Raw genomic sequence first — 23,935 nt, forward strand, 5'->3', positions numbered from 1 at the left:
TCTACCTCTTCCGTCTGCCTGTCGAATCCGCACCGCCCCCGCTGACCGGTGCGACCGTTCCATCCTCGGTGCCGGGGCACGGGAATCCGTCCGTCCCCGGGCGTATCCGTCGCCGGAAATCCCGCTGGGGGACGCCCCCGAGATCGACTCAGGGTCGTCCCTGACCGGACGCCGTCCGGCACGGCCCCGCCGACGCTAGGACCTCACGTCACGTCGTGGTCAACCCCGCCGCGCCGCCGATGGTCACGGTAGGTGACGGTCGCCACCCCGCCGGCCGCTCAGCCGCCGGGCCGCACCAGCCCCGTCTCGTACGCCAGCACCACGGCCTGCACCCGGTCCCGCAGCCCCAGCTTGGTCAGCACGTGCCCGACGTGGGTCTTGATGGTGGTCTCGCTGACCGACAGCGCCCGGGCGATCTCGGCGTTGGACAGCCCGCGTGCCACCTGCACGAGCACCTCCCGCTCCCGGTCGGTCAGCGCGTCCAGGGCCTTCGGCGGGGTCGCCGCGGGGTCGGGCAGTGCGTCGGCGAAGCGGTCCAGCAGCCGGCGCAGGATCCGCGGCGCCACCACCGCCTCCCCGGCGGCCACCGTGCGGATCGCGGTGACCAGGTCCTCGGCCGGCACGTCCTTGGCCAGGAAGCCGCTCGCCCCGGCCCGCAGCGCGCCCACGACGTACTCGTCGAGGTCGAAGGTGGTGAGGATGAGCACCCGCACCGGCAGCCGGGCGTCCACGATCGCCCGGGTCGCGGCCACCCCGTCCATCCGCGGCATCCGGATGTCCATCAGCACCACGTCCGGCAGCAGTCGGCGGGACAGCTCCACCGCCTCCAGGCCGTCCCCGGCCTCGGCCACGATGTCCAGGTCGTCCTCGGTGCCGAGCACCATCCGGAAGCCGGTCCGCAGCAGCGGCTGGTCGTCGGCGAGCAGGACCCGTACCGGCCGGGCCCTCGCGGTGCTGTCGGTCATCCCTGGTCCCCTGTCGCCGCACCCGCCGGAACCGCCCCGACGGACTCGAGCGGGATCCGCGCGTACACCCGGAAGCCGCCGCCGGGCCGCGGACCGGTCCGCAGGACCCCACCGTAGAGGGCGACCCGCTCCCGCATGCCGACCAGCCCGTGTCCGATCCGGTCGCCACCCGGGTCGGGACCGCGCCCGGTGTCGGTCACCTCCACCGCCAGAAAGCCGTCGGTCCAGGTGAGCCGGACCAGCGCGGTGGCCCGCCCGGCGTGCTTGATCGCGTTGGTCAGGGCCTCCTGGATGACCCGGTAGACGGCCAGCGCCACGCCCTCCGCCAGCGGCGCGGGCGCGCCGTCCACCCGCAGCGTCACCGGCAGCCCGGCCTCCCGGACCTGCTCGACGAGGGTCTCGATGCCGGTCAGCCCCGGCTGCGGGGCGAGCTCGGCGGCCGCCTCGGCGTCGGTGCGCAGCACGTCCAGCAGCCGGCGCAGCTCTCGCAGGGTGGCCCGGCCGGTCTCCTCGATGGTGGTCATCGCCGTCTCGGCGGCGTCCGGGTCCCGGCGCAGCACCCGCCGCGCCCCGGTCGCCAGCACCCCCATCACGCTCACCTGGTGGGCCACCACGTCGTGCAGCTCCCGGGCGATGCGGCGGCGCTCGTCCGCGACGGCCTGCTCGGCGAGGGACCGCTGGGTGGCCTCGGCGATCCGGGCCCGCTCGCGCAGCATCCGCGTCGACTGCCGGCGGGCCTGCACCGCCCGGCCCACCGCGTACGCCACGCCGGCGGTGAGCAGATTGTTCAGCACCAGGTACGCCGGCCCCATGTGGAGCACCCCGTCCAGCGGGGTGACCAGGTTGGCCAGCACCACCGGCAGCCACAGCAGCAGCGTGGCCAGGGCGGCCGGGCGCAGCCGCTGCTGCGCCGCCATCGTGTAGGTGAGCACGATGAAGGTCAGCCCCTGGGTGGCCGGCGCCTGCCGGAGAAGCACCGGCAGGGCGAGGGTGGCCACCGCCGCCCCGACCGCCGGCCACGGCGCGACCCGGCGCAGCGCCACCGGCGCGGCGCCCAGCACGCTCCAGCCCACCGCGGCCCACAGCTGCTCGGGGCGCAGCTCCCTGGGCATCAGCAGCAGGAACGCCGCGCTGACCGCCACCAGGGCGACCGCGAGGCACGCGTCGGCGGCCAGCGGCCGACGGCTCGTCCACTCCCGCAGCCGGTTGGTCATGCCGTTACCTCTCAGTGCGCTCTGGTGAGCACACGATCAGTAGTCCTGCCTTGCGGTGGGACGGTCCCGGTCTTACCGCGGGTTCGGGGCCGGGTTGACGCTTCGCAGCCACCAGCCCGCTGGGGCGGGTCTTACGGTCGGCTCCACGTCCTGCCACCGAGCCACTCCCGGCGGTCGTTGTGTCTGCCGCGAGGGCGGCGAGGTTGCGTGCGGCGTTCAGGTCCCGGTCGAGGGTCAGGCCGCATGTGTCGCATTCGTACTCGCGCTCGGACAGGGCCAGCTTGGTTTTCACCGCGCCGCAGCCCGAGCAGGTCTTCGAGGATGGATACCAGCGGTCGGCCACCATGAGCCGCCCACCGTTCCATTGCGTTTTGTATGTCAGTTGCCGACGCAGTTCGGCGAACCCGGCGTCGGCGATATGCCGCGCGAGGCGTCGGTTGGCGAGCATCCCGGCCACGTTGAGGTCTTCCACCACGACCGTGCCGTGCTCGCGCGTAAGTCGGGTGGTGAGCTTGTGCAGGCCGTCGCGGCGTAGCCGAGCGACCCGGGCGTATGCCCGGGCGAGCTGGTGTTGGGCGTGCTGCCACTGGTTCGACGGACGGCGCCCGGTGCGGCGGTCCGGGCCGACCTTGCGGGACAGCCGCCGACCCAGGCTGCGCAGTCGGCGTTGCGCGTCGGTCAGGTGACGCGGGTTGGGCACGAGTTCGCCGGTGGACAGGACCGCGAGGTTCTTGATCCCGACGTCCACCCCGATCACGGAGTCAGGGTGGACCGGTGTGTGCGCGGCCCGGTCGACCTCAACGGTGAACGCGACATGCCAGCGCCCACCATCGCGGCGCACGGTGGCGGACATGATCCGGGCCGTGCCCGCCTCCAGACGGCGGGCGAGTTTGCGGGCGGACTCGTGCAGCTTCAACCGGCCCAGCCGCGGCAGCACCACGTGCTTACGGTCCGCCTCGACGCGGATCGTGCCGGTGGTGAACCGCACCGACGGCGTCGACCGGCGCCGTGACTTGAACCGGGGAAACCCGACCGCCCGCCCGCCCCGCTTACCCGACCGGGAGTCGGACCAGTTCTTCAGCGCGCGAGCCAGGGCATCCAGACCGGTGTTGAACGCCTCCTTGGAACACCCCCGCCACCACGGCGCGACCTCGTTCTTGGCCGCGTTCCACGCCTTACGCAACGCGGGCAGCGACCACGACACAGCCGGGGTGAGCTCGTGATCCGGGATGCCGTAGGAGCGCTCGGCGGCCCGCTGATCCATGACCGCCTTCACCCTGGCCAACGCCCAGTTGTGCGCGACCCGCGCCGCTCCAGCATGCGCCAGCACGGCGCGCTCCTGCCCCGGGGACAGGTCCAGAGCGAACTGATACGCCTGGATCACCTTCACCGGAAGCCCGACCTCCGCCTGGCGGAGGATGATCACTCGTCCGCGCCGGGGGCCACCGGCCGGGACCGGGCGTCGGTCAGCGGGTCACCGGCGCCGGCCGACGGGAACGGCGGCGGAGTGCCGCCGAAGCTCGGGCAGAGCGCCTGGTGGCTGCACCAGTCGCAGAGCCGGCTCGGCCGGGGACGGAAGTCCTGCCGCGCGGTGGCCTGCTCGATCGCCCGCCACAGCGCCACCACCGTGCGCTCGAACCGGACCAGCTCGTCGGCGTCCGGGGCGTAGTCGCACACCTCGGCGTCCTTGAGGTAGAGCAGCCGCAGCACCCGAGGCACCACGCCCCGGGTCCGCCACAGCACCAGCGCGTAGAACTTGAGCTGGAACAGCGCTCGCGCCTCGAACGCCTCCCGCGGCGCCCCGCCGGTCTTGTAGTCGACCACCCGCAGCGCGCCGTCGGGCGCCACGTCGAGCCGGTCCAGGTAGCCCCGGATCAGCAGCTCGTCATCGACCACCGCGGAGATCAACGCCTCCCGCTCGGCCGGCTCCAGCCGGCGCGGGTCCTCCACCGCGAAGTAGCCCTCCAGCAGGCCCGCCGCCGAGCGCAGGAACTCGGCCACCGCCGCCGCGTCGCCCTCGGCGAACAGGGTCGACAGCTCCGGCTGCTCGGTGACCAGCCGGTCCCACTGCGGGGCCACCAGGTCGCCGGCCGACTGCGGGGTGCGCGCCGCCGCCGGCAGGTCGAACAGCCGCTCCAGCACCGCGTGCACCAGGGTGCCCCGGACCTGCTCGACGGTGGGCCGCTCGGGCAGCCGGTCGATGCTGCGGAACCGGTAGAGCAGTGGGCAGGTCTTGAAGTCCGCCGCCCGCGACGGCGACAGCGACGCCCGCACCCCGGGCGGCGCGGAGGCCGAATCGTGGCCGCCAGCCGCGTTGGAGTCGTCGCAGGCCGGGGGATCCTGCATGTCGATCACCGGTTCCGCCGTCATGTCCGGAAGGTTAGGGCACCGGTGTGACAGGGCGGCCGTCGCCGCACCGGGGCATGATCCGCGCGGCGTAGCATCGACCCGGTGGAGCAGAGGAGCCGACCGCGCCGCCGGCCCGGGCTGAGCGTCGGTCGGGTGTGCGGCGTGCCGCTGCGGGTCGACGCGTCGATGCTGCTGCTCACCGTGGTGGTCACCGTCCTGTACGCGGCCCTCGCCCGCCGCCAGCTCGACCTCGGCCACCTCGGCGGCTACCTGGTCGGGCTGGGCTTCGTGATCTCCCTGCTCGGCTCGGTGCTGCTGCACGAGCTGGGGCACGCGCTGACCGCCCGCCGATACGGAATCGGTGTGCGCGGGATCACCCTGGAGCTGCTCGGCGGCTACACCGAGATGGACCGGGACGCCCCCAGTCCCCGCGTCGACCTGCTGGTCTCCCTCGCCGGCCCGGCGGTTTCCGCGGTGCTCGGCGCCGCCGGCGTGGCCGCCACCCTGGCCCTGCCCGCCGGCACCCTCGCCCACCAGCTCGCCTTCCAGGTCGCGGTGAGCAACGTCGTGGTCGCCGTGTTCAACAGCCTGCCCGGGCTGCCGCTCGACGGCGGCCGGGCGCTGCGCGCCGCGGTCTGGGCGCTCACCCGGGACCGGCACCGGGGCACCGAGGTGGCCGGCTGGATCGGCCGGGCCGTCGCCCTGGCCACCCTGGCCCTGGTCGGCTGGCTCACCCTGCGCCGGGCCGTCGCGCCGCTGGCCCTGCCGCTGGTGCTGCTCGTCGGCGTCACCCTGTGGCGGGGCGCCGGGCAGTCCATCCGGATGGCCCGGATCAGCCGCCGCCTCCCGCTGGTCGACCTCGCCCGGCTGGCCCGCCCGGTGCTCCCCGTGCCCAGCGGCACCCCGCTCGCCGAGGCGCAGCGCCGTGGCGCCGAGGGCGCCGTCCCCGGCGCCGCGCTCGCCGTCGCCGATGCCGCCGGCCGGCCGGTCGCCCTGGTCGATCCGGCCCGGGCCCAGGCCGTACCCCCGGAACGGCGGCCGTGGCTCGCGGTGGACGCGGTCTCCCGCGACCTGGCCAGCCTGCCCGCGCTCCCGGTCGGCGCGGACGGCGAGCAGGTGATGGAGACCGTGCGCACCCACCCGGGCGCGCAGTACGTCGTGACGGCAGGCGAAGATGTGGTCGGCGTTCTGCACATAGCGGATCTGGCTCAGCTCCTCGAACCCAAACGGAAGACGAACACGTGACCGCACATTCCTCCACCGTCCCGGCCGACCCCGCCGTCCCGGCGCTGCCGCCCGTCCACCGGGGGCCGTTCCGCCCCGGGGACCGGGTGCAGCTGACCGACCCCAAGGGGCGGATGCACACCGTGACGCTGGAGCCCGGCAAGGAGTTCCACACCCACCGGGGGATCCTCAAGCACGACACGCTGATCGGCCTGCCCGACGGCAGCGTGGTCACCACCGCCGGCGGCGGCACCGCCTTCCTGGCCCTGCGGCCGCTGCTGTCGGACTACGTGCTCTCCATGCCCCGCGGCGCCCAGGTGATCTACCCGAAGGACTCGGCGCAGATCGTCGCCATGGGCGACATCTTCCCCGGTGCGAAGGTCCTCGAGGCCGGCGCCGGCTCCGGGGCGCTCTCCTGCTCCCTGCTGCGCGCCGTCGGCACCGAGGGCGAACTGCACTCCTGGGAGCTGCGCGAGGACTTCGCCCAGATCGCCAAGCGCAACGTCGAGGCGTTCTTCAACGGCCCGCACCCGGCCTGGCGGCTGCACGTCGGCGACGTCGCCGAGTGCCAGGAGACCGGCTTCGACCGGATCATCCTGGACATGCTGACCCCCTGGGAGACCCTCGACATGGTCGAGCGGGCGCTCGTCCCCGGCGGTGTCTTCATCGGCTACGTGGCCACCACCCCGCAGCTGTCCGAGCTGGTCGAGGCGCTGCGCGAGCGCGGCGGCTGGACCGAGCCGCGCGCCTGGGAGTCGCTGGTGCGCGACTGGCACGCCGAGGGCCTCGCCGTCCGCCCCGACCACCGGATGATCGCGCACACCGCGTTCCTGGTCTCCGCCCGCAAGCTGGCCCCCGGGGTCACCGCGCCGCCCCGGCGGCGCAAGCCCAGCAAGGGCGCCGAGGCGTACGTCCAGCGCCGGCAGGCGCTGCGCGAGGCCGAAGCGGCCCGGCAGGCGGCCGCCGAGGCGGAGCAGGAGCTGGACCAGCCGTGACCCCACGGCACGGACGGGGATGAGCGGGTGGATCATGTGTCCCGGCGGGACGGCACCGGAGGAGTGGAGCCGGTGGCATGAGCGAGCGGACCGGGGCGCGCGACGGGCGGCCCGACGGACACCGGGAGGCGGTGGCGTGAGCGAGCGAACCATCGGGCTCGGCGCGGAGGGGCCGCACGCCGTCACCGACCGGCGGGAGGCGGTGGCGTGAGCAGCCCCGGCTACGGCAACGGCGACCTGCCCGCGGTCTTCCCCGACTGGTCGCCCTACGCCGACCTGGAGTCGGCGGCCCGGGCGTACCTGCGCGACCCGGACATCGCCCTGGACGCCCTCGGCGGCGTGCTGCGCGGCGCCTCCGTGCTCGGCTTCACCCTGGAACGCTTCGTCAACGAGGTCAACGGGGTGTGGCAGGAGGTCGTCGTCTGCGACGGCAGCCGGCTGGTGCTCTGGCACGGCGAGGACGTCCCGCCGGGGGAGGGGCCGCCTGGGTCGATGACCTCGTCACTGCGGGTGGTGCCGGTCTCCACGGTCACCGAGGTCGGCTGCCGGCGGCGGCTCACCCGCTCCGACACCGGGGAGGTCCGGGTCGACAGCATCGACGTCTACCTGCTGCTCAGCTCCCTCGACGAGGCGCCGCCCGGCGACGAGATGGCCGGCACGCCCCGGCACGACGCGCTGCGCTTCGGCAAGACCCTCGACGACGGCGGCGCCGGGCAGATCGCCCGGCTGGAGGAGTTCGCCCGACTCGTCGCTTCGGTGGTCGGTCGTCCCATGCTCTGAAGACGCGGGCGGCCGGGGACGTTCCCGTCCCCGGCCCGCGTTGTCGATCCGTCGGTGGGTCAGTCCTCGGCGTCCGGCCCCGCCACCTCGACGCCGTCGCTGCCGCGCACCACGTGGATGCACTCGCCCGGGCACTCCTTCGCCGAGTCGATCACCTCGAGGCGCAGGTGCTCCGGCACGTCCACCCGGGCGCCCGTGGCCTGCCGCAGCTCGCCGTCGGGTCCCTTGACGTACGCCAGGCCGTCGACGTCGAACTCGAAGACCTCGGGCGCGTACTGCACGCACAGCCCGTCACCGGTGCAGAGGTCCTGGTCCACCCAGACCTGAAGCTGGTCCGTCGTGACGTCGGTCACGAAGCACCCCCCATGTTCTCCCGTCCCACCCCCCGACGGTACCCGAACGCCCGTACCCGCCCGCCGACCAGCCCTTGGCGATCAAGCTTCGGTGACGAGCGCGTTGCGTGGGACCGAATCGGGCTCATAGCGGCTAGTGTTAGCTCAGAACGTTCAAGCCCCCCGGGGAGGTGGGACGTGGCACGCAGCGACGACGCGGACTCGCGCGCCGCACGGTGGGAGAAGGAGGCCCACGATCTCTCCACGCAGGTCGCGTTCCTTCAAGAGGAACTCGCCCTGGTGCGGCGCAAGTTGACCGAAAGCCCCCGACACGTCCGGCAGCTCGAGGAGCGGCTGGCGGCCACCCAGGCCCAGTTGGCGCGGCTGACCGAGAACAACGAACGGCTCGTGAGCACCCTCAAGGAGGCTCGCGCGCAGATCGTGACGCTCAAGGAGGAGATCGACCGCCTCGCCCAGCCACCGAGTGGCTACGGCGTGTTCCTGGCGAAGCACGACGACGGCACGGTGGACGTCTTCACCGGCGGGCGCAAGCTCCGCGTCGCCGTGTCGCCCTCGCTCGAGGTCGACGAGCTGCGTCGCGGCCAGGAGGTCCTGCTCAACGACGCGCTCAACATCGTCGACGCGCTCGGCTACGAGCGGGTCGGCGAGGTCGTCATGCTCAAGGAGGTGCTGGCCGGGCCCGGCGGCGCCACCGGCGACCGGGCGCTGGTCGTATCCCACTCCGACGAGGAGCGCATCGTGCACCTCGCCGAGACCCTGATCGGCACGCCGATAAGGGCCGGCGACTCGCTCATGATCGAGCCCCGCTCGGCGTACGCGTACGAGCGGATCCCGAAGAGCGAGGTCGAGGAGCTGGTCCTGGAGGAGGTGCCCGACGTCGACTACGAGGACATCGGCGGCCTCCAGGCGCAGATCGAGCAGATCCGCGACGCCGTGGAGCTGCCCTTCCTGCACGCCGACCTGTTCCGCGAGCACCAGCTGCGGCCGCCCAAGGGCATCCTGCTCTACGGCCCGCCCGGCTGCGGCAAGACGCTGATCGCCAAGGCGGTGGCGAACTCGCTGGCCAAGAAGATCGCCGAGCGCCGCGGCGAGGAGAAGCACACCAGCTTCTTCCTCAACATCAAGGGTCCCGAGCTGCTCAACAAGTACGTCGGTGAGACCGAGCGGCACATCCGGCTGATCTTCCAGCGCGCCCGGGAGAAGGCCGGCGAGGGCACCCCGGTCATCGTGTTCTTCGACGAGATGGACTCCGTCTTCCGCACCCGCGGCTCCGGCGTCTCCTCCGACGTGGAGAACACCATCGTCCCCCAGCTGCTCAGCGAGATCGACGGTGTCGAGGGCCTGGAGAACGTCATCGTCATCGGCGCCTCCAACCGGGAAGACATGATCGACCCGGCGATCCTGCGCCCCGGCCGGCTCGACGTGAAGATCAAGATCGAGCGGCCGGACGCCGAGGCGGCCAAGGACATCTTCTCCAAGTACATCCTCGCCGGCCTGCCGCTGCATGGCGACGACCTGACCGAGCACGGCGGCGACCCGCAGGCCACCGTGGCGGCGATGATCGACGCGGTCGTCCTGCGGATGTACTCGGAGACCGAGGAGAACCGCTTCCTCGAGGTCACCTACGCCAACGGCGACAAGGAAGTCCTCTACTTCAAGGACTTCAACTCCGGGGCGATGATCCAGAACATCGTCGACCGGGGCAAGAAGATGGCCATCAAGGAGTTCCTCACCTCCGGACGCAAGGGCCTGCGCCTGCAGCACCTCCTCGACGCCTGCGTCGACGAGTTCCGCGAGAACGAGGACCTGCCCAACACCACCAACCCCGACGACTGGGCCCGCATCTCCGGCAAGAAGGGCGAGCGGATCGTCTACATCCGCACGCTCGTCTCCGGCGGCAAGGGCGCCGAGGCCGGCCGGTCGATAGAGACCGCCAGCAACACCGGCCAGTACCTGTAGTCCCACGGCACGACGGAGGCCCGCGGCGGTGCGCCGCGGGCCTCCGCGCGTCCACGCCCCGGTCCGCCGTCATCCGCCACACCGCACGCCCCGGGCCGCCACGCCACCTTTCCCGCGTGACGACGACTACGCTCGACGTGACGGGGGGACCGGGACGGCGAGCGGAGCGGGCAGGTCGATGAGCGTTAGACGGATCATGGGCACCGAGGTCGAGTACGGCATCTCCGTGCCCGGCCAGGCCGGGGCCAACCCGATGGTCACCTCCTCCCAGGTGGTCAACGCCTACGGGGCGCGGCCGGAACTCAACCGCGGCGGCCGGGCCCGCTGGGACTACGAAGAGGAATCACCGCTGCGCGACGCGCGCGGCTTCACCTACTCCGGCGCCGCGTACGACCCGGCCGAGGCGCTCGCCGACGAGGACCTCGGACTGGCCAACGTCATACTGACCAACGGCGCCCGGCTCTACGTCGACCACGCCCACCCGGAATACTCCACCCCCGAGGTGACCAACCCCCTCGACGTGGTGCGCTGGGACAAGGCGGGGGAGCGGGTGATGGCCGAGGCGGCCCGGCGCGCCGCCACCATCCCGGGCACCCACCCGATCCACCTGTACAAGAACAACACCGACAACAAGGGCGCCAGCTACGGTTCCCACGAGAACTACCTGATGCGGCGGCAGACCCCGTTCGCCGACATCGTGGCGTACCTGACGCCGTTCTTCGTCACCCGGCAGGTGGTCTGCGGCGCCGGCCGGGTCGGCATCGGCCAGGACGGCGGCCAGAGCGGCTTCCAGATCTCCCAGCGGGCCGACTTCTTCGAGGTCGAGGTGGGACTGGAGACCACTCTCAAGCGGCCGATCATCAACACCCGCGACGAGCCGCACGCGGACGCCGACAAGTACCGCCGGCTGCACGTCATCATCGGCGACGCCAACCTGTCCGAGATCTCCACGTACCTCAAGGTCGGCACCACCGCGCTGATCCTCACCATGATCGAGGAGAAGGCGCTTAGCCCCGACCTCGGCATCGCCGACCCGGTCAGCGAGCTGCGCGCGGTCAGCCACGACCCGGCGCTCAAGCACCTCATGCGGCTGCGCGACGGCCGCAAGCTGACCGCCCTGGACGTGCAGTGGGCCTACCTCGAGCGGGTCCGGTCCTTCGTGGACGATCGGTACGGCGACGACGTCGACCCGCAGACCGCGGACGTCCTCGACCGCTGGGAGAGTGTCCTCGACCGGCTCAGCCGCGACGCCTTCCTCTGCGCCGACGAGCTGGACTGGGTGGCCAAGCTGCGGCTGCTGGAGGGCTACCGGGAGCGGGAGAAGCTCGGCTGGGGTTCGCACAAGCTCCAGCTGGTCGACCTGCAGTACTCCGACGTGCGGCCGGAGAAGGGCCTCTACCACCGGCTGGTGCAGCGCGGCTCGATGAAGACCCTGCTCAGCGACGAGCAGACCCGCACCGCGATGACCGAGCCGCCGGCGGACACGCGGGCCTACTTCCGTGGCCGCTGCCTGGCCCAATACGCCTCCGAGGTGGTCGCCGCGAGCTGGGACTCGGTCATTTTCGACGTGGGCCGGGAGTCGCTGGTCCGGGTGCCGATGATGGAACCCGAACGGGGCACCCGCAAGCACGTCGGGGAGCTGTTCGACCGCTGTGAGAGCGCCAAGGACCTGCTGGAGATGCTGACCGGCGGCTGAGCCGCCGCGTACCGGAAAGCCCGTCCCGTGCCGGAACCCGGCGCGCGACGGGCTTTTCGTCGCTCAGGCGAGGTAAGTTGATCGCAGGGCGATCGTGGAGGAGGCACCACCATGGCGACGCAAGAAGGCGGGCAGACCCAGTCCGGCAAGTCGCACGAGGAGGTCGAGGAGGTCACCGCGCAGGCCAACCCCGAGGTTGCCGAGCGGCACGCCGAGATCACCGAGGACGTCGACGACCTGCTCGACGAGATCGACTCCGTTCTTGAGGAGAACGCAGAAGAGTTCGTGAGGGGATACGTCCAGAAAGGGGGGGAGTGATACCATATATCCGATTTGCCCAGCGAATCGGACAAGGTCTGCCCGCAGTGTGAGCGACTGCTACCCGTCACGGAGTTCCACCGTAACCGGCGTCGGGCGGACGGGCTCGCCTACTACTGCAAGGTCTGCGCGGCGGCCCGCTCCCAAGCGAGCCGCCGTAAGCGCGGCATCGGACCGCAGAAGAAGGCCACCGTGCCGGTTCCGGCGGGGCTGAAGTGGTGTCCGGACTGCGACCAGGTGAAAGCACTTGAGGATTTCCCCCGGACCAAGAAGGGCAGTGGACGGCACACTTACTGCAAGCCCTGCCACAACGCCCGCGGCAAGGAGACAGCCCAGCGGCTGTACGGCGGCACAAGGGAGTATCACCTGCGCCGGCGGTACGGGATCGGGGAGAGGGAGTTCCAGGAACTGCTGGCCGAGCAGGGAGGGGTATGCGCGGCCTGCGGTGACCCCGATCCGGAACATGTGGACCACGATCATCGCACCGGATGGGTGCGCGGGATACTCTGCTTCAACTGCAACGGTGGTCTTGGCCAGTTCAAGGACAGCCCCGAGAGTCTGGCCAGGGCGATCACGTACCTGAGAGGAACCACGTGGCAGCGGGTTTTGATCCATCCGGGCGTCTTCCAGATGTGTTCACCAACGCGGGGACGTCCTCCTTCACAGCGTTCCTGAGCAAGGTGGCCCCCGAGATGCTGCCCGGCCGTCGGCCGCTGCCGCCCGGCATGGCCGCCGACATGGCGCCGCACGCGACGACCATCGTGGCCATCTCGGCTGCCGGTGGCGTGGTGATGGCCGGCGACCGGCGCGCCACGATGGGCAACCTGATCGCCCAGCGGGACATCGAGAAGGTCCACCCGGCCGACGCGTACTCGCTGGTCGGCATCGCGGGCACCGCGGGCATCGGCATCGAGCTGATGCGACTGTTCCAGGTGGAACTGGAGCACTACGAGAAGATCGAGGGCGCGATGCTCTCGCTCGATGGCAAGGCCAACCGGCTGGCCTCGATGATCCGGGGCAACCTGGGCGCCGCGATGCAGGGCCTCGCGGTGATCCCGCTCTTCGCGGGCTTCGACCTGGCCGCCGCCGACCCGGCGCGAGCCGGGCGGATCTTCAGCTTCGACGTGACCGGCGGTCCCTACGAGGAGACCGGCTACGACGCGATCGGCTCCGGCTCGCTGTTCGCCAAGTCCGCGCTGAAGAAGCGGTTCCGGACGGGCCTGTCGATCGACGACGCGACGCGGCTGGCCGTCGAGGCGCTCTACGACGCCGCCGACGACGACACCGCGACCGGTGGCCCGGACCTGACCCGCCGGATCTACCCGGTGGTGATGACCGCGACGGCCGAGGGCACCCACCGGCTGACCGACGCCGAGACGGCGGCGATCGCGGAGGGCGTGGTGTCCGGCCGGATGGAGAACCCGGGCGGCTGACCCCGCTCCCACCTCACCTGAGTCAGCAGTCCGCAGCACAGCGCCCGAAGGAGAACCGCCGCCGTGGCCATGCAGTTCTACGCCTCGCCCGAGCAGATCATGCGCGACCGCTCCGAGCTGGCCCGCAAGGGCATCGCCCGGGGCCGCAGCGCGGTGGTCCTGAGCTACGAGGGCGGGGTGCTCTTCGTCGCGGAGAACCTGTCCAGCACCCTGCACAAGGTCAGTGAGATCTACGACCGGATCGGCTTCGCCGCGGTGGGCCGGTACAACGAGTTCGAGAACCTGCGCCGGGCCGGGGTGCGGATGGCCGACCTGAACGGCCTGAGCTACGACCGGCGGGACGTGACCGGGCTGGGTCTGGCGAACGCGTTCGCGCAGACGCTGGGCGCGATCTTCACGGAGCAGTCGAAGCCGTTCGAGGTGGAGATCTGCGTGGCCGAGGTGGGTGCCACGCCGGACGACGACTCGCTCTACCGGCTGACGTACGACGGGTCGGTCAACGACGAGCCGGGTCGGATGGCGATGGGCGGTCAGGCCGAGGCGATCACCGGGGTGCTGAAGAACGAGCACCGGCCGGAGATGTCGCTGTCGGAGGCGGTCCGGGCGGCGGTCAAGGCGCTGAGCAGCGTCGGCGGCGAGGGCGGGGCGGCCCGCACGATCGCCGCCAACCAGCTCGAGGTGGCGGTCCTGGACCGGCGCCGGGTCGGCCGGACCTTCCGGCGGATCACCGGGGCGGCGCTGACGGCGCTGCTGGACGGGGACACGGGCGCGGACACCGCGCCGGCGCCGGGGCGGGCGAAGACCCCGACGGTGCCGACCGAGGAGGCGAAGAAGCCGACCACGTCGGCGGGCTCGGCGGACCTGGAGGGCCAGCCGCAGGAGGAGCAGCCCGGCGAATGACGCGGGCCGGATGCCGGGTTGCGGCCCGGTGCCCGAGGCTGTGATCGCGTCCGGCCCGCCGTGGTGGCGGCATCGCCGGGCTGGCGTCAGGTGCGGGCCAGCGCGGTCGGGCGTCAGCGGTGCGGCTTCAGCGGCGTCCACCAGGCGCGGTTGTCGCGGTACCAGTCGACGGTCGCGGCCAACCCGGCGTCAAGGTCGACCGCAGGGATCCAGCCCAGCTCGCGACGGGTGGTGCTGGTGTCCAGCGCGTACCGCCGGTCGTGGCCCTTGCGGTCGGCGACCGGGCGGACGCGGTCCCAGCCGGCGCCGCAGGCGGCGAGCAGCCGGGCGGTCAGGTCGCGGTTGGTGAGTTCGGCGCCGGCGCCGAGGTGGTAGACGCGGCCGGCCCGGCCGCGGGTCTGGGCGAGCGCGATGCCGTGGCAGTGGTCGTCGACGTGCAGCCAGTCGCGGACGTTGCCGCCGTCGCCGTAGAGGGGCACGTCGTGCCCGTCGAGCAGGTGGGTGACGAAGAGCGGGATGATCTTCTCGGGGTACTGGTAGGGGCCGTAGGTGTTGGCGCCGCGGGTGATGACCACGTCGAGGCCGTGGGTGCGGTGGTAGGCGAGGGCGAGCAGGTCGCCGCCGGCCTTGCTGGCCGAGTAGGGGGAGTTGGGGTCGAGCCGGGCCTGTTCGGTCCAGGCGCCGGTGGTGATGGAGCCGTAGACCTCGTCGGTGGAGACCTGCACGTACCGGCGGACGCCGTGGCGCAGGGCGGCGTCGAGCAGGGTCTGGGTGCCGACCACGTTGGTGGTGATGAAGTCGGCGGCGCCGGTGATGGAGCGGTCCACGTGGGATTCGGCGGCGAAGTGCACGACGTGGTCGTGGCCGGCCACGGTGGCGTCGACCAGGGCGGCGTCGCGGATGTCGCCGTGGACGACGTGTAGCCGAGGGTCGGCGCGGACGGGGTCGAGGGCGCCCTCGGTGGCGGCGTAGGTGTACGCGTCGAGGACGGTGACGGTGGCCCCGGCGAGGTCCGGTTCGGCGCCGGTGAGCAGCCGCCGGACGTACGCCGAGCCGATGAAGCCGGCGCCGCCGGTGACGAGGATCCGCACGGCTGGGACCGTACCCGGCGGTGGGCGGCGCGGGCGCCGGGAATGCCGTGGCGGGTACGAACGAGACCGCTGGGTTGAGCGCTGCCCATCTGGGGCCTCGGGCGGCTAATGTCACATCATGGAGCGGCGAATCTTCGGCCTCGAGACCGAGTACGGCGTCACCTGCACCTATCGCGGGCAGCGCCGGCTGTCCCCCGACGAGGTCGCGCGGTACCTGTTCCGGCGGGTGGTGTCGTGGGGCCGGTCGAGCAACGTGTTCCTGCGCAACGGGGCCCGCCTCTATCTGGACGTGGGCTCGCATCCGGAGTACGCGACGCCGGAGTGCGACTCGGTGACCGATCTGGTGGCGCACGACCGGGCCGGGGAGCGGATCCTGGAGGGGCTGCTCGTCGACGCGGAGAAGCGGCTGCACGACGAGGGCATCGCTGGTGAGATCTACCTGTTCAAGAACAACACCGATTCGGCCGGCAACTCGTACGGCTGCCACGAGAACTACCTGGTGTCCCGGCACGGGGAGTTCGGCCGGCTCGCCGACGTGCTGATCCCGTTCCTGGTCACCCGCCAGTTGATCTGCGGGGCGGGGAAGGTGCTGCAGACGCCGCGTGGGGCGGTCTACTGCCTGTCGCAGCGGGCCGAGCACATCTGGGAGGGCGTCTCCTCGGCGACCACCCGGAGCCGGCCGATCATCAACACCCGGGACGAGCCGCACGCGGACGCGGAGCGCTACCGCCGGCTGCACGTCATCGTCGGCGACTCGAACATGAACGAGGTCACCACGCTGCTGAAGGTCGGCACGGCCGACATCGTGCTGCGGATGATCGAGGCCGGGGTGGTGATGCGGGACCTGACGCTGGAGAACCCGATCCGGGCGATCCGCGAGGTGTCGCACGACATCACCGGCCGGCGCAAGGTGCGGCTGGCCTCCGGCAAGGAGGTCTCCGCGCTGGAGATCCAGCAGGAATACCTGGCCAAGGCGACCGAGTTCGTGGAGCGTCGGGGCGGGGACCAGACCGCGAAGCGGGTGGTGGACCTGTGGGCGCGGGTGCTGCGGGCGGTGGAGACCGGTGACCTGGACCCGGTGGCCCGGGAGATCGACTGGGTGACGAAGCTGAAGCTGATCGAGCGGTACCAGCGCAAGCACGACCTGCCGCTGTCGCACCCGCGGGTGGCCCAGATGGACCTGGCGTACCACGACCTGCGCCGGGGGCGGGGCCTGTACGGGCTGCTGGAGCGGCGCGGCGAGGTGGACCGGGTGGCGACCGATCCGGAGATCTTCGAGGCGAAGGAGACCCCGCCGCAGACCACCCGGGCGCGGCTGCGGGGCGAGTTCATCCGGCACGCCCAGGAGAAGCGGCGGGACTTCACCGTCGACTGGGTGCACCTGAAGCTGAACGACCAGGCGCAGCGGACGGTGCTGTGCAAGGACCCGTTCCGGGCGTACGACGAGCGGGTGGAGCGGCTGATCGCCAGCATGTGACGGTGGGTGGCGGCCGGTGCCCCGGTACCGGCCGCCCCCGGTACGCTGGCGGGGCGATGAACACTTCCGAACCCTCCGGCCGCGGCGGCGGCGCGAATCCGGGCCGCGACAGCGGCACCGAGAAGCTCAACTGGATCGACCGGCGCCGGGAGAAGATCCGCGCCGAGATCGAGCGGAACCGCCGCGGTGAGCACAGGGTGCCGACCTGGGTGCTGGCGGTGACGCTGATCATCATCGTGGGCGTCTGGCTGGCGTTGATCTTCTTCGCCGGCTGAGCCGGCCCGGTCCTGTCGGGGGTCGGCGCCAGCCTTCTGCCCGACGCGGGCACCGGTTCCGCCGGTCCCGTCCGTCGACGGAGGAGGCGCGGGTGTCGCGACGCAGCGCCGGGAGCGGACCGCCGGTGCTGTCGCGTCGGGCGGTGAGCCGGGCCACCCTGGCCCGGCAGTTCCTGCTCGACCGGACGGAGTTGCCGGCCCTCGACGTGGTGCGCCGGCTGGTCGGGTTGCAGGGCCAGGTGCCGACCGCACCGTACCTGGGGTTGTGGTCGCGGGTGGGTGGGTTCCGCCGCGACGACCTGACGGGGTTGCTGATGCGGCGGCAGGTGGTGCGGGCCACCACCGTGCGCGGCACCCTGCACGTGACCGCGGCGGACGACTACCGCTGGCTGCGTCCGCTGCTGCAACCGTTGATGACTCGGCTGCAACGGCAGTTCATGGGCCGGGCCACCGAGGGCGTGGACCCGGCCGAGCTGGTGGCCCACGCCGCCGCGCTGCTGACCGGGGAGCCGCTGAGCCGGACCCGGCTGCGGGAGCTGCTGGCCCGGCGCTGGCCGGACCGGGACCGCAGCGCGCTGCTGCACTCGGTGCAGTATCTGCTGCCGCTGGTGCACCTGCCGCCGGCGGGCACCTGGGGCGGCCGGGTGGACGGCCCGTGCGCGCTGGCCGAAGAGTGGCTGCCCGGCCCGCCGGTTCCGGCCGATCCGGTCGTCCTGGTCCGCCGCTACCTGGGCGCGTTCGGGCCGGCGTCCGTCCGGGACGTACAGGCGTGGTCGGGGCTGACCCGGTTGGCCGAGGTGATCGCACCGATCCGGAGCGAGCTGCGGGTGTTCCGCGACGAGCAGGGGCGGGAGCTGTTCGATCTCCCCAACGCGGAGCGGCCCGACCCGGACATGCCGGCTCCGCCACGCCTGCTGCCGGAGTACGACAACCTCCTGCTGGCCCACGCCGACCGTACCCGGGTGCTCGGCGACGAGGAGCGCCGACGGGTGATCACCCCGGCGGTGGCCGCCACGGTGCTGGTGGACGGGTTCGTGGCCGGCACCTGGACGATCGACCGGCAGGGCCCGGCGGCGACGCTGCTGGTGCGGCCGTTCGGTCCGCTCGGCGCCGCCGACCGGGAGGCGCTGGTGGCGGAGGCCGGACGCCTGCTCACCTTCGCCTGCCCGGACCAGCCGGACCGGGTGGTGCGGATCGACTGAGCTGGGTTGACGCAATCCGGCGCGCATGGTCGTCTATGCATCCGTCCGGTGCTACATGATCGACGAGGGGAGCGTGACCTCATGGCACACCTCGACCTGGGCGTCGACGAGCGGGAGCACCCGGGCATCCAGGGGTTGATCCGGTTCCGCCCGGAGACCGGCGGACCGCTCACCGCGCTGGCCGAGGTGCTGCTGCACGCGCCGCATCCGACCCTGTCGGCCGGGGAGCGGGAGCTGATCGCGGCGTACGTGTCGGGGCTGAACGACTGCGGGTTCTGCCGGGCGTCACACTCGGCGACGGCGGCGGCCCAGCTGCCGGCGGGCGAGTCGCTGGTCGAGCAGGTGCGCGCCAATCCGGAGACCGCCCCGATCGACGGCAGGTTGCGGGCGTTGCTGCGGATCGCCGCGGCCGTGCAGCGCGGCGGGCGGGCGGTCACCGCCGAGCTGGTCGAGGCGGCCCGGGCGGAGGGCGCGACCGACCTGGAGCTGCACGACACGGTGCTGATCGCGGCCGCCTTCTGCATGTTCAACCGCTATGTCGACGGGCTCGGCGCGTTCACGCCGGAGGATCCGGAGGCCTACCGCCGGGCGGCCGGGTTCCTGGTCCGGCACGGCTACCTGGCCGGCTGAGCCGCCGGTCAGCCGGCGAGGGCCGCGGCGTGGCGGCCGGCGGCGGCCGCGGCCAGGAAGTAGGCGTGGTCGGCGTCCAGGCCGCGGCCCATCGTGGACAGCCCCACCGGGCTGGCCCGCAGCGCCGCGTCCAGGCCGTCGCCGGGCACGGTGACGATCCGGTGCCGGTCGGCGAGGGGTGCCAGGGCCGCCGCCACCTCGGCGGCGAGGGCGGGGTCGAGGCCGTCCGGCACGACCAGGTCCGCCGGGGCCAGGGCCACCCGGCCGTACGCGGTGAGGCTGTGGTGGGAGACGCCGCGGTGCCGGGGCCGGGGGTCGGCGTCGGAGACGCGCAGCGAGCCGACCGGGCGCCCGCCCAGCGTGGCGACCGCGTTCACCGCCTCGCCCACGGCCACCCCGGAGAAGCCCCAGCGGGTGCCGGTGCCCAGGTTGCCGGGCCCCTGGGCGACGATCGCGACGTCGGCGCGGAGCACGTGCCGGGCGGCGAGCAGGCCGCTGTGCAGGGTGCTGGCCTCCAGGTCACCGCCGAACGCCTGACCGACGGTGATCGTGCCGACCAGGTGGTCGGCGAGCCCGGCGAGGGTGCGGGAGAACCAGGCCGGCAGCGCCCCGCCCTCGGTGAGCAGGTACGCCACCCGGGCGTGCGGGGCGTCGGCGTGGACGCCGGCGAGGATCGCCGGCAGGGCGGAGTGCAGGTCGGCGGTGACCACGGGCATCCCGTCGAGGCCCTCTGCGGCGGCCAGCAGCGCGTGGTGCGGGCTGGCCTCCTCGTCGACGCCGAGCAGGATCGGCTGCAGCGGGGTGTAGCGGGCCTTGACCAGGTGGCCGGCCTCGCGGGTGTCGGCGGCCTGCGGCGGGTCGGCGGGGAGCCGGTCGGGCAGGGCGACGACCAGCGCGTACCCGCCGGTGCCGAGTCCCATCAGCAGGGCTCCGGCGTTGAGCAGCACCCGGTCACCGGGCTGGGGGTCGCCGACCAGCGCCGGGTACGCCAGGGCCCGCATCCGGCCGCCGTCGGGCAGGTCGACGTCCAGTTCCGCCGCGCCGGCCCACCGCCGCCGTACCGCCGTGACCGTGCCGGACCGCCATCGCACCATGTCCGGCACGTTATCGGCCGGCGGCCGGTTGGGGCGCGGCCGGGTCGCCCGGCGCGGCTCAGAACGTGTCGCTCTGCCGGTCCACCGGCCGATCGCCCTCGTCCTGGGTCCGCCGGGCCTGCCCGCGGTCGGTGCCGGGCATCGACCGGGTGGGGTCGAGGAAGACGTACCCGATCTCCGGGTAGTGCTCGGTCAGCCGCCGCTCGGCCTCGTCGGCGGCGGCCTCGATGTCGGCGCCGGTGGCGTCGTTGTGGAAGTCGACCTTGGCGGCGACCAGGATGTCGTCCGGCCCGAGCACCATGGTCATCAGGGTCTCGACCCGGTCCACCGTCGGCAGCGCGGCCAGCTCCTCCTCGATCCGCCGGTGCACCCGCTCCGACACGGCGCGGCCCACCAGCAGCGAGACGTTGCTCTTGGCCAGGATGGTGGCGACCGCCAGCAGCAGCGCGCCGATCAGGATCGAGGCGATGCCGTCGTAGAGCTCCTCGCCGGTGATCTCGGACAGGGCGAGTCCGACCGCCGCGATCAGCAGGCCGACCAGGGCGGCGCAGTCCTCCATGAAGACCGCCTTGACGGTGGTGTCGGCGGTCAGCCGCAGGTAGCGGCCCGGGGTGGCCCGCCAGCGGCGGGACTCGCGGCGGACCTGCCGGACCGCCCGGGCCAGGGAGATCGACTCGATCACGAAGGAGATCGCCAGCACGATGTAGGAGGCCAGGTAGTCGCCGGTGTGCTCGTGCACGACGATGGTGGTGACGCCGTGGGTGATGGCGAAGCCGGCGCCGACGACGAAGGTGAACAGCGCGGCGAGGAACGCCCAGACGTAGCTCTCCTTGCCGTACCCGAACGGGTGCCGGGTGTCCGCCGGGCGTGCCCCGCGCCGCAGCGCCAGGTAGAGCAGCACCTCGGTGGTGGTGTCGGCGACCGAGTGGGCGGCCTCCGAGAGCATCGCCGCCGAGCCGGAGATCAGGCCGGCGACCAGCTTGGCGACCGCGATGGCGAGGTTCGCCGCGCCGGCCACCACGACGGTGCTGACGCTCTCGGACTTGACTTCCCCTTCCGACATGCGCTCACCCTATGGCCGGTCCGGGTGCTTCGCCGGGAGAGCGGAATCGCCCGTCGGCCGGGTGGCGCGGGGTGGTCTCCGGCGATTCCTGACGCACAACGCGCCCGCGTGGGTGCATGCCCACGCCGCACGGGCTGCTAGCGTTCACACGTGTCGCGGACCCGTACCGAACGCCTGGTCAACCTGGTGATCTGTCTGCTTTCCACGCGACGGTTCCTGACCGCCGCGCAGATCGCCGCGACCGTGCCCGGCTACGAGCACGATCCGGATGACGCCAAGGACCACGAGGCGTTCCAGCGCAAGTTCGAGCGGGACAAGGCGGAGCTGCGGGAGCTGGGGGTGCCGCTGGAGACCGGGACGGCCAGCGTCTTCGACGCCGAGCCCGGCTACCGGATCGCCCACCGCGAGTACGCCCTGCCCGACATCCCCCTGGAGCCGGACGAGGCCGCCGCCGTGGGCATCGCCGCCCGGCTGTGGCAGCACGCCGGCCTGGCCGCCGCCGCCTCGTCGGGGCTGGCGAAGCTGCGGGCCGCCGGCATCGACGTCGACCCGCAGGCTACCCTGGGCCTGGAGCCGATGGTCACGGTCGACCCGGCGTTCGCCCCGCTGACCGCCGCCGCCCGGGACCGCCGGGAGGTCAACTTCGACTACCGGGTGCCCGACCGGGACGCCCCGACCCGCCGCCGGCTCCAGCCGTGGGGCGTGGTCTGCTGGCGCGGCCGCTGGTACGTGGTCGGGCACGACCTGGACCGGGAGGCCACCCGCTGCTTCCGCCTCTCCCGGGTGGTGGGCGCCGTCCGGACGACCGGCCAGCCGGGGGCGTACGAGCCGCCCGCCGGGGTGGACCTGATCAGCCACGTCGCCCGCTGGTCCGGGCCGGTGGAGCGGACCGGGCGGGCGACCGTGCTGGTGGCGCCGGGCCGGGCCGCCGGGCTGCGCCGCTGGGCGGTGGAGAGCAGCTCCGGGCCGGACGGCGACCGGCTGGTCCTGCCGTACGCGGACGCCGACTACCTGGCCGGCCAGCTGACCGGGTACGGCCCGGACGTGCGCGTGCTGGACCCGCCGGAGGTGCGCGAGGCGGTCATCCAGCGGCTGAAGGAGGTCGCCGCCCGGCACGACGAGCTGGCGGTGGCCGGGGGTGCCCGGTGACCCGCCCGGCGGCCCGGGCCGGCCGCGCCTCGGCGGACCGGCTCGCCCGGCTGCTCAACCTGGTGCCCTACCTGCTCGCCCGCCCCGGCATCGAGCTCGCCGAGGCGGCCGGGGACCTCGGGGTGACCGAGCGTCAGCTGCGCGAGGACCTGGAGCTGCTCTGGGTGTGCGGGCTGCCCGGCTACGGCCCGGGTGACCTGATCGACATGGCGTTCGACGGCGACCGGGTGACCATCACCTACGACGCCGGGATCGACCGGCCGCTGCGGCTCACCCCGGACGAGGCGCTCGCCCTGGTGGTGGCGCTGCGGATGCTCGCCGAGACGCCGGGGGTGGCCAACCGGGAGGCGGTCGAGCGGGCCCTCGCCAAGATCGAGGGCGCGGCCGGTGACCTGGCCGGCGCCCCGGTGGAGGTGCGGCTGCCCGGCGACACCGCCCGGGCTCGGGAGCTGCGCGCCGCCGTGGAGCGCGGCCGGGCGTTGCGGATCACCTACTACACGGCCGCCCGGGACGAGACCACCGAGCGGACCATCGACCCGCTGCGGATGCTGATGGTCGGCGGCCGGGCGTACGTGGAGGCGTGGTGCCGGCGGGCCGAGGCGGTCCGGCTGTTCCGGGCCGACCGGATCGACGCCGTCACCGAGCTGGCCGAGGCGGCGGTGGTGCCGCCGCAGGCGCGCCCGCACGACCTCAGCGACGGGGTGTTCCGACCCTCGCCGGACCTGCCGCTGATCACCCTGCGGATCGGCCGGGGGGAGCGGTGGATCACCGAGTACTACCCGTGTGAGCGGGTCGAGGCCGACGGCGAGCAGTGGCTGGTGTCGCTGCGCGTCACCGACCTGGGCTGGGCCCGCCGGTTCGTGCTCGGGTTGGGCCCGGAGGTGACCGTGCTGGCCCCGGCCGAGCTGGCCGAGCAGGTCCGCGCCCAGGCGGTCGCCGCGCTCGACGCGTACGCGACGCCGATCGACCGCGCCGACCCGGCGGTGGCCGGCCTCACCCAGTAGGCTGACCGCCGTGGTGACGTGGATCGTGCTCGGGGTCGTGCTGTTCGCGCTCGTCGTGCTGGCCCTGGCGGTCCGGCCGGTGCTGGCGCGGCTGCCCCGGCTGCGCCGGGCGGCGCTGGCGCTGCAACGTCGCCAGGCCGACGCCCTGGCGTTGCAGTCCGCGGCCGAGGCGCTGCAGGACCGGGCCGCGGCGCTGCAGGAGCGCTCGGCTGTCACGCAGGAACGGCTGGCGTTGATCAAGGCCAGGCGCGGAAAGTGATCGACACCGGTCGGTGCGGCGCGCGGTAGCTGCGCGTTCTCCGCCGGATCCGCGCACGATTGCGCCCCCGTGGGTGGTTGACGGGACACTGCGGGTTGGCCGAGACTTCACCGACCAGGCCCGCAACCGGGGGCCCGGCGGGGTGGCATCCCCCTTCGACGCACGTACGATGGGCTGCGACCACCCCTCACCACACTGAGCGACTGGAGCTTCCCATGGGTGCCCTCAAGCCGTGGCACATCGCCGTACTCGTGGTCGTGCTGATCCTGCTCTTCGGCGCGAAGCGGCTCCCCGACGCGGCCCGTTCGCTGGGCCGCTCGCTGCGGATCATCAAGGCCGAGACCAAGAGCCTGCACGATGACGACCGTGACCTGGCCGAGAAGGCCGACGCGCAGACCGGCTACCAGCCGCTCCCGCCGCAGCCCGCGCAGCAGCCGCAGCAGCAGTACGCGCCGCAGCCGCAGCAGCCGGTCGACCCGGTGCAGCGCGTCCGCGACAACTGACC

Annotated in this window: 25 protein-coding genes; 17 read left to right on the forward strand and 8 right to left on the reverse strand. The window is 73.1% G+C overall.

The window, feature by feature from the left end:
• Nucleotides 1–278 precede the first annotated feature (278 nt).
• From Q2K19_RS24300 to Q2K19_RS24315, 4 genes are read right to left on the reverse strand one after another with little or no spacing between them, the layout of a single operon-like run.
• Entirely contained in the window at nt 279–965 is a 687-nt protein-coding gene (locus tag Q2K19_RS24300; RefSeq protein WP_302764016.1) for a response regulator, read from the reverse strand.
• Complete coding sequence (locus Q2K19_RS24305) at nt 962–2,179, reverse strand: sensor histidine kinase (RefSeq protein WP_302764017.1); 1,218 nt, start codon at nt 2,177–2,179, stop codon at nt 962–964. Before Q2K19_RS24305 ends, Q2K19_RS24300 begins: the two co-directional genes overlap by 4 nt.
• 4 nt (nt 2,180–2,183) lie before the next feature.
• A complete protein-coding gene (gene tnpB, locus Q2K19_RS24310; RefSeq protein WP_302764018.1) occupies nt 2,184–3,605 on the reverse strand; it encodes an IS607 family element RNA-guided endonuclease TnpB in 1,422 nt (473 codons plus the stop codon).
• On the reverse strand, nt 3,602–4,549 hold the full coding sequence (locus tag Q2K19_RS24315) for a RecB family exonuclease (protein WP_302764019.1): 948 nt from the start codon (nt 4,547–4,549) through the stop codon (nt 3,602–3,604). Before Q2K19_RS24315 ends, tnpB begins: the two co-directional genes overlap by 4 nt.
• A 132-nt stretch (nt 4,550–4,681) precedes the next feature.
• Here Q2K19_RS24315 and Q2K19_RS24320 point away from each other — a divergent pair, with 132 nt between their 5' ends.
• From Q2K19_RS24320 to Q2K19_RS24330, 3 genes are all read left to right on the forward strand, one after another.
• The gene (locus tag Q2K19_RS24320) at nt 4,682–5,773 is read left to right on the forward strand and encodes a M50 family metallopeptidase (protein ID WP_446839789.1); all 1,092 of its coding nucleotides are present in this window, start codon (nt 4,682–4,684) and stop codon (nt 5,771–5,773) included.
• Entirely contained in the window at nt 5,770–6,747 is a 978-nt protein-coding gene (locus Q2K19_RS24325) for a tRNA (adenine-N1)-methyltransferase (protein ID WP_302764021.1), read from the forward strand. Before Q2K19_RS24320 ends, Q2K19_RS24325 begins: the two co-directional genes overlap by 4 nt.
• 207 nt (nt 6,748–6,954) lie before the next feature.
• Entirely contained in the window at nt 6,955–7,527 is a 573-nt protein-coding gene (locus tag Q2K19_RS24330) for a hypothetical protein (RefSeq protein ID WP_302764022.1), read from the forward strand.
• A 59-nt stretch (nt 7,528–7,586) separates the two neighbouring features.
• Here the strand turns inward: Q2K19_RS24330 and Q2K19_RS24335 are convergent, their stop codons facing one another.
• A complete protein-coding gene (locus tag Q2K19_RS24335) occupies nt 7,587–7,880 on the reverse strand; it encodes a ferredoxin (RefSeq protein WP_302764023.1) in 294 nt (97 codons plus the stop codon).
• 177 nt (nt 7,881–8,057) lie between these two features.
• On the opposite strand from Q2K19_RS24335, the gene arc reads away from it, so the two are divergent.
• From arc to prcA, 6 genes are all read left to right on the forward strand, one after another.
• Nucleotides 8,058–9,839, forward strand: a complete 1,782-nt coding sequence (gene arc, locus Q2K19_RS24340) for a proteasome ATPase (protein WP_302764024.1) — start codon at nt 8,058–8,060, stop codon at nt 9,837–9,839.
• A 178-nt stretch (nt 9,840–10,017) separates the two neighbouring features.
• The gene (gene dop / locus Q2K19_RS24345; RefSeq protein ID WP_368046112.1) at nt 10,018–11,535 is read left to right on the forward strand and encodes a depupylase/deamidase Dop; all 1,518 of its coding nucleotides are present in this window, start codon (nt 10,018–10,020) and stop codon (nt 11,533–11,535) included.
• Nucleotides 11,536–11,646: 111 nt separating this feature from the next.
• Nucleotides 11,647–11,853, forward strand: coding sequence for a ubiquitin-like protein Pup (locus Q2K19_RS24350; RefSeq protein WP_046562769.1), 207 nt, complete (start codon nt 11,647–11,649; stop codon nt 11,851–11,853).
• 15 nt (nt 11,854–11,868) lie between these two features.
• Nucleotides 11,869–12,528: an endonuclease VII domain-containing protein gene (locus tag Q2K19_RS24355; protein ID WP_302764025.1), complete on the forward strand. Its 660-nt coding sequence runs from the start codon at nt 11,869–11,871 to the stop codon at nt 12,526–12,528.
• Nucleotides 12,447–13,286 carry a proteasome subunit beta gene (gene prcB, locus Q2K19_RS24360; protein ID WP_302764027.1) on the forward strand — a complete coding sequence of 280 codons (840 nt, stop codon included), beginning with the start codon at nt 12,447–12,449 and terminating at the stop codon, nt 13,284–13,286. Before Q2K19_RS24355 ends, prcB begins: the two co-directional genes overlap by 82 nt.
• 63 nt (nt 13,287–13,349) lie before the next feature.
• Complete coding sequence (gene prcA, locus Q2K19_RS24365) at nt 13,350–14,186, forward strand: proteasome subunit alpha (protein ID WP_302764028.1); 837 nt, start codon at nt 13,350–13,352, stop codon at nt 14,184–14,186.
• Between the two features lie 113 nt (nt 14,187–14,299).
• On the opposite strand, the gene rfbB is transcribed toward prcA, so the two are convergent.
• Entirely contained in the window at nt 14,300–15,277 is a 978-nt protein-coding gene (gene rfbB, locus Q2K19_RS24370; RefSeq protein WP_302764029.1) for a dTDP-glucose 4,6-dehydratase, read from the reverse strand.
• Nucleotides 15,278–15,395: 118 nt separating this feature from the next.
• Here rfbB and pafA point away from each other — a divergent pair, with 118 nt between their 5' ends.
• From pafA to Q2K19_RS24390, 4 genes are all read left to right on the forward strand, one after another.
• A complete protein-coding gene (gene pafA / locus Q2K19_RS24375; RefSeq protein ID WP_302764030.1) occupies nt 15,396–16,754 on the forward strand; it encodes a Pup--protein ligase in 1,359 nt (452 codons plus the stop codon).
• Nucleotides 16,755–16,810: 56 nt separating this feature from the next.
• Nucleotides 16,811–17,029 (forward strand): hypothetical protein, encoded by a 219-nt coding sequence (locus Q2K19_RS24380; protein ID WP_302764031.1) that lies wholly within the window; start codon nt 16,811–16,813, stop codon nt 17,027–17,029.
• Between the two features lie 92 nt (nt 17,030–17,121).
• Complete coding sequence (locus tag Q2K19_RS24385) at nt 17,122–18,231, forward strand: winged helix DNA-binding domain-containing protein (RefSeq protein ID WP_302764032.1); 1,110 nt, start codon at nt 17,122–17,124, stop codon at nt 18,229–18,231.
• A gap of 81 nt (nt 18,232–18,312) precedes the next feature.
• A complete protein-coding gene (locus tag Q2K19_RS24390) occupies nt 18,313–18,861 on the forward strand; it encodes a carboxymuconolactone decarboxylase family protein (RefSeq protein WP_302764033.1) in 549 nt (182 codons plus the stop codon).
• A gap of 8 nt (nt 18,862–18,869) precedes the next feature.
• Here Q2K19_RS24390 and Q2K19_RS24395 read toward each other — a convergent pair whose 3' ends face one another.
• Nucleotides 18,870–19,955, reverse strand: coding sequence for a DUF3866 family protein (locus tag Q2K19_RS24395; protein ID WP_302764034.1), 1,086 nt, complete (start codon nt 19,953–19,955; stop codon nt 18,870–18,872).
• Nucleotides 19,956–20,013: 58 nt separating this feature from the next.
• On the reverse strand, nt 20,014–21,018 hold the full coding sequence (locus Q2K19_RS24400; protein ID WP_302764036.1) for a cation diffusion facilitator family transporter: 1,005 nt from the start codon (nt 21,016–21,018) through the stop codon (nt 20,014–20,016).
• A 150-nt stretch (nt 21,019–21,168) separates the two neighbouring features.
• Between Q2K19_RS24400 and Q2K19_RS24405 the strand changes: the two genes are divergently transcribed.
• From Q2K19_RS24405 to tatA, 4 genes are all read left to right on the forward strand, one after another.
• Nucleotides 21,169–22,167: a helix-turn-helix transcriptional regulator gene (locus tag Q2K19_RS24405; RefSeq protein ID WP_302764038.1), complete on the forward strand. Its 999-nt coding sequence runs from the start codon at nt 21,169–21,171 to the stop codon at nt 22,165–22,167.
• On the forward strand, nt 22,164–23,171 hold the full coding sequence (locus Q2K19_RS24410; protein WP_302764039.1) for a helix-turn-helix transcriptional regulator: 1,008 nt from the start codon (nt 22,164–22,166) through the stop codon (nt 23,169–23,171). The genes Q2K19_RS24405 and Q2K19_RS24410 overlap by 4 nt, the downstream gene beginning before the upstream one ends.
• Before the next feature lie 10 nt (nt 23,172–23,181).
• Nucleotides 23,182–23,430 carry a hypothetical protein gene (locus Q2K19_RS24415; protein WP_302764040.1) on the forward strand — a complete coding sequence of 83 codons (249 nt, stop codon included), beginning with the start codon at nt 23,182–23,184 and terminating at the stop codon, nt 23,428–23,430.
• 215 nt (nt 23,431–23,645) lie between these two features.
• Nucleotides 23,646–23,933 (forward strand): Sec-independent protein translocase subunit TatA, encoded by a 288-nt coding sequence (gene tatA / locus Q2K19_RS24420; protein WP_302764041.1) that lies wholly within the window; start codon nt 23,646–23,648, stop codon nt 23,931–23,933.
• Nucleotides 23,934–23,935 lie beyond the last annotated feature (2 nt).

Origin of the sequence: Micromonospora sp. NBRC 110009 (assembly GCF_030518795.1) — a bacterium.
Taxonomy (GTDB): Bacteria; Actinomycetota; Actinomycetes; order Mycobacteriales; family Micromonosporaceae; genus Micromonospora.

Coding starts and splice junctions, on each gene's coding strand:
- Q2K19_RS24380 (WP_302764031.1), top strand. CDS start 16,811: ATGAACACTTCCGAACCCTCCGGCCGCGGCGGCGGCGCGAATCCGGGC.
- Q2K19_RS24350 (WP_046562769.1), top strand. CDS start 11,647: ATGGCGACGCAAGAAGGCGGGCAGACCCAGTCCGGCAAGTCGCACGAG.
- Q2K19_RS24395 (WP_302764034.1), bottom strand. CDS start 19,955: ATGGTGCGATGGCGGTCCGGCACGGTCACGGCGGTACGGCGGCGGTGG.
- pafA (WP_302764030.1), top strand. CDS start 15,396: ATGGAGCGGCGAATCTTCGGCCTCGAGACCGAGTACGGCGTCACCTGC.
- Q2K19_RS24305 (WP_302764017.1), bottom strand. CDS start 2,179: ATGACCAACCGGCTGCGGGAGTGGACGAGCCGTCGGCCGCTGGCCGCC.
- dop (WP_368046112.1), top strand. CDS start 10,018: ATGAGCGTTAGACGGATCATGGGCACCGAGGTCGAGTACGGCATCTCC.
- Q2K19_RS24400 (WP_302764036.1), bottom strand. CDS start 21,018: ATGTCGGAAGGGGAAGTCAAGTCCGAGAGCGTCAGCACCGTCGTGGTG.
- Q2K19_RS24300 (WP_302764016.1), bottom strand. CDS start 965: ATGACCGACAGCACCGCGAGGGCCCGGCCGGTACGGGTCCTGCTCGCC.
- Q2K19_RS24315 (WP_302764019.1), bottom strand. CDS start 4,549: ATGACGGCGGAACCGGTGATCGACATGCAGGATCCCCCGGCCTGCGAC.
- Q2K19_RS24390 (WP_302764033.1), top strand. CDS start 18,313: ATGGCACACCTCGACCTGGGCGTCGACGAGCGGGAGCACCCGGGCATC.
- tatA (WP_302764041.1), top strand. CDS start 23,646: ATGGGTGCCCTCAAGCCGTGGCACATCGCCGTACTCGTGGTCGTGCTG.